This is a genomic window from uncultured Shimia sp., assembly GCF_913054185.1.
GTDB lineage: Bacteria > Pseudomonadota > Alphaproteobacteria > Rhodobacterales > Rhodobacteraceae > Shimia.
Map to the genome: position 1 here is coordinate 1 of NZ_CAJXIV010000157.1, position 4,152 is coordinate 4,152.

4 protein-coding genes and 1 pseudogene are annotated in these 4,152 nt (G+C 56.9%); 1 reads left to right on the top strand and 4 read right to left on the bottom strand.

Features of this window, described 5'->3' with window-relative positions; all coding sequences use genetic code 11:
• From QZ517_RS19680 to QZ517_RS19695, 4 genes and pseudogenes are all read right to left on the bottom strand, one after another.
• A pseudogene (locus QZ517_RS19680) lies at window positions 1-377 on the bottom strand (acetyl-CoA C-acetyltransferase); the annotation flags it as partial.
• A 202-nt stretch (window positions 378-579) separates the two neighbouring features.
• Window positions 580-1,419, bottom strand: coding sequence for an EAL domain-containing protein (locus QZ517_RS19685; protein ID WP_294230652.1), 840 nt, complete (start codon window positions 1,417-1,419; stop codon window positions 580-582).
• 200 nt (window positions 1,420-1,619) lie between these two features.
• On the bottom strand, window positions 1,620-2,237 hold the full coding sequence (locus QZ517_RS19690; protein WP_294230655.1) for a hypothetical protein: 618 nt from the start codon (window positions 2,235-2,237) through the stop codon (window positions 1,620-1,622).
• A 42-nt stretch (window positions 2,238-2,279) separates the two neighbouring features.
• Window positions 2,280-2,882: a TlpA disulfide reductase family protein gene (locus QZ517_RS19695; protein WP_294230658.1), complete on the bottom strand. Its 603-nt coding sequence runs from the start codon at window positions 2,880-2,882 to the stop codon at window positions 2,280-2,282.
• A 22-nt stretch (window positions 2,883-2,904) separates the two neighbouring features.
• Here QZ517_RS19695 and argH point away from each other — a divergent pair.
• The coding region (gene argH, locus QZ517_RS19700; RefSeq protein WP_294230661.1) for an argininosuccinate lyase at window positions 2,905-4,152 on the top strand (1,248 nt) is incomplete at its 3' end.

Consider the following 4,152-nt stretch of genomic DNA (forward strand, 5'->3'; position numbering starts at 1 on the left):
TGCGCGACATGGGGGGAGAGAGACATGTTTTCCTGACCACCAGCGGCCACGATAGATGAATCACCCAGTTGGATGTGCTGTGCTGCCAGTGCCACGGCCCGCAGACCGGAGCCACAAACCTGATTGATGCCCCAAGCGGCGCTTTCGATTGGCAAGCCAGCGTTGACGTGGGCTTGACGCGCCGGGTTCTGACCTTGGCCACCGGTCAGCACCTGACCGAGAATGGTTTCAGAGACGTCCGCCTTGTCGATGCCGGCCCGCTCAACCAGCGCCTGAAGCACGGTGGCGCCGAGATCATGTGCGGGGGTGGTGGCGAACGCGCCGCTGAAGCTACCCACAGCGGTCCGTGCCGCGGAAGCAATCACTACGTTGGTCATATGCAAATCCTCTACCAAAATGCTGGACGAAGCATGGGCGGGACCGCCCCCCTCAGGCAACCCGCGGAACTCCGTTTCCGTCACGTCAATAACGCATTTGCCGCACTGCGGCAACGGTCAGGCTGTCACAGGGCTAAAGTCGCACGGCGGGAATGCGCCCATGACGTGTGGGCTTTGAGGTTTGAAGGCGGAAGAGGAGAGCTTAGGCGGCGTCGCTTTTGCGTTGCTTCCATGGTGGCGAGATCGTGGGCGCGCCAAAAGCAAAGCCTTGCAGACAGTCAAAGCCAAGGTCTGTCATCATCTGTGCGTCGGCCGGGCTCTCGATGCGGCTGGCAACGGAATGCATGTCAAATCGCTCGCAGATCGCGGCAACAGCAGAAGCGAGAACCTGATTGCTGCCATCCTGAGAAATATTGCGACTAAAGCTGCCATGCAACTTGATGATATCGAAATCGAAATCGCGGAAAACAGTCAGGGTGGTTAGACCTGCACCATAATCATCTAGCGCAAAGGACATGCCTTTGATTTGCAACTCGTCCATGAAGCCTTTGACGATTTCAGGCACTTGCACGACAGATTTTTCGGAGATTTCAAAGATCAGCCGCTCAGGGATGGTGGCGGCGCGGGCCATACCACGCTGTAAGCAGTCCATCCAAGGGGCATATCCAATAGACCGTGCGGACATGTTGATGGACAGGCGCAGGCCTGGCTGTTCTGCCAGCGCTTGAAGCCCAAGTTCGAGGGCCAACACGTCCAACTGACGTCCCAGTTCATTGTCTTCTACGGCGCCCATAAAATCTTTGGCGGGAATGATACGGCCGGTTTCATCCAAGACACGTACCAATCCTTCATAAAAGGCGGGCCGTTTGGTGTTGGAGGATTGCACGACTGGCTGGTAGGCAAGCATCACTTGCTTATGTGCAATGGCCTCGCGGACCATGCCCAGCGTGGAGGAATCCCTTGTATCGAGGGCGTAAGCCAGCGGGCTGCGATGCTCTCGCGCGCCTCCGGCTTTGCGGTTTTTGTTCTTTGGGCGATCCATAGCAGGCTTCCCATTATCCCATTTAGCAGCGTGCCCATTTAAGGACACAGACATGAACCATGTCTTAAACTGCCTTCCTGTCGAGTGGCTGAACAGGGGTGTTTTAGCCCTGTTTTTAACTAACTTGAGACGATTGGGGAGGCTGTGAGCACAGTTTGCGTCTCAGAGTTTAAGGAACGGTTGGTGTGGGCTGATTACACTTAGTTGGAGCGATGGACCACACGGCAGGCTTGTCGAACCGGGCTGGAGAGCAGGCTGCGGAGGTCTTCTGGAGCCTCGCGAAGCACCTCACTTGAGGCCTTGGCGCAGCGCCGAAGCGCTTCCTGTTGGGCCATCTGCGGTGAGGCTTCCGCCCAAGAGTATCCTGTCGCTCCGTTGTCAGCGATTGCGAAAGCGCCGGAGCGCTTTTTGTTCTGTAGCTTTCTGTATTCGCGAAACTCTTTGTTGCCTGCGTGTGACAGGGTTACACCAAAACGGGTCGGGTCGTAGTTCTTGGGCAGGCTACGAGCATAAAGTACGCAGTAGTCAGGGTTGCGAGATTTTTTGTGGCACAAGGCTTGGGCGTAAGCGTCAGACAGCCAGGGGGAGTTGGCATTGGAGTGGACCCCCGCGTGGCGCTCGGGGCGATTAATATAAATCGTGCCGAAGTAGTCCGATTTGCGCTTAAATTGGCGAAAGGCAGCGCGGGCATCGCCGCGCAGCTCAAATTTTTTCACCATCTCAATTTTGGTGCGGTTGCCATGTTGGGGGATGTCTTGTGCAGCCAGCTGCGCAGGGACGCCCAAAAAAAGGAAAAAAGCCAAGGCGTGGCGTATCATGTGCGTCTCATATTAAGTGCCAACATCAGGGCTTTGGGGGTGTCAGGAACTCCCCATGGCGATCACGGCGGCTAGGATAGCACGGGCGTTTTCGCTGGACCAGTCCGCATCTCCTTGTAAACGCGCAATTTCTCGGCCGTCGCGGTCCATAATGATGGTCGCGGGCAGTCCAAAGACAGCCATTTCACGCGCAACGACCTGTTTCGGGTCGCGGTGCAGGGGGAGGTTATTGACGCCAATCTCGTCAAAGAACTTCTGCATGGCCGGGACCATGTTGCGGCCGGTGGCCAGGGTCACCACTTCAAAGTCTTCGCCGCTAAGTTCGGACTGCAGCTCAGACAGCATCGGCATTTCGTGGCGGCAAGGGGCACACCATGTAGCCCAGAAATTTAGCAGAACCACCTTGCCTTTGTAGTCCGCCAATGTGGCTTCGCCGCCGTCCTCGGTGATAAAGCTGTTTTGCGACACCTTTTTGGGGGCGGAGTGGAAGTTCAGCTTGCGCATATCGCCGTCGCGCATGTCGACAACGGCAGAAAAATCGCGGGTTTCGGCGGTTGCCGTCGGTTTCAAGGCAACAAAGGAGAGGGCGGCAATTGCGATTGCTGCCAAGCCTGTATACACCAGCGCGGACCCATTTAATTTCATCTTCCCTCCAAAAGGGCTTCTCATGACCAAAGATACCTCAAACCAGATGTGGGGTGGCCGTTTTGCCGCCGGACCGGACGCCATAATGGAAGCGATCAACGCATCTATTGGCTACGATCAACGTATGGCGGCACAGGACATTGCTGGCTCTCGGGCCCATGCGGCAATGCTTGCCAAGACGGGCATCCTGACTGATAGCGATGCGGAAGCCATTCGGGAAGGGCTTCTCACGGTCTTGTCAGAGATTGAAAGCGGCAATTTTGAATTTTCGACCGCGCTGGAAGACATTCACATGAATGTCGAAGCGCGTCTGAAGGTTTTGATTGGCGAACCGGCTGGGCGTTTGCACACTGGCCGCAGCCGCAACGATCAAGTTGCCACCGACTTTAAACTGTGGGTGCGCGATCAGATTGATGCGGCGATTGCAGGGCTTGAAGCGCTGATCCGATCATTCGTGGCGCAGGCAGAGGCCGGTGCGGATTGGGTGATGCCGGGCTTCACCCATTTGCAGACCGCGCAGCCAGTGACCTGGGGCCACCATATGATGGCTTATGTCGAAATGTTTGGTCGCGATCTGAGCCGGTTCAAAGATGCACGTGTTCGGATGAATGAGTCCCCTCTGGGCGCTGCGGCACTGGCTGGGACGTCTTTCCCAATTGATCGCGAGATGACCGCCAAAGCACTGGGCTTTGATCGCCCGGCTGCGAACTCGCTGGATGCGGTAGCAGACCGTGACTTTGCGCTGGAGTTCCTGTCGGCCTCCAGCATCTGCGCCATGCACCTGAGCCGCTTTGCCGAAGAACTGGTGATCTGGTCCTCGGCGCAGTTCCGTTTTGTGACGTTGTCGGATCGCTTCTCCACCGGCAGCTCGATCATGCCACAGAAGAAGAACCCGGATGCCGCCGAGTTGATCCGCGCCAAGATTGGCCGGATTTTTGGCGCAAACACCGCGCTTTTGATGGTGATGAAAGGCCTGCCGCTGACCTATTCCAAAGACATGCAGGAAGACAAAGAGCAGGTGTTTGATGCGGCTGACAACCTCATGCTGGCACTGGCTGCGATGGAAGGCATGGTCAAAGACATGACCGCCAACCAAGACAGCCTTGAAGCGGCGGCAGGCAGTGGTTTCTCCACAGCTACCGACCTGGCCGATTGGCTGGTGCGGGCGTTGGACATGCCGTTCCGGGATGCGCACCATGTGACTGGCTCGCTGGTGGCGATGGCGGAAAGCAAAGATTGCGACTTGCCGGATCTGACCATGGAAGACATG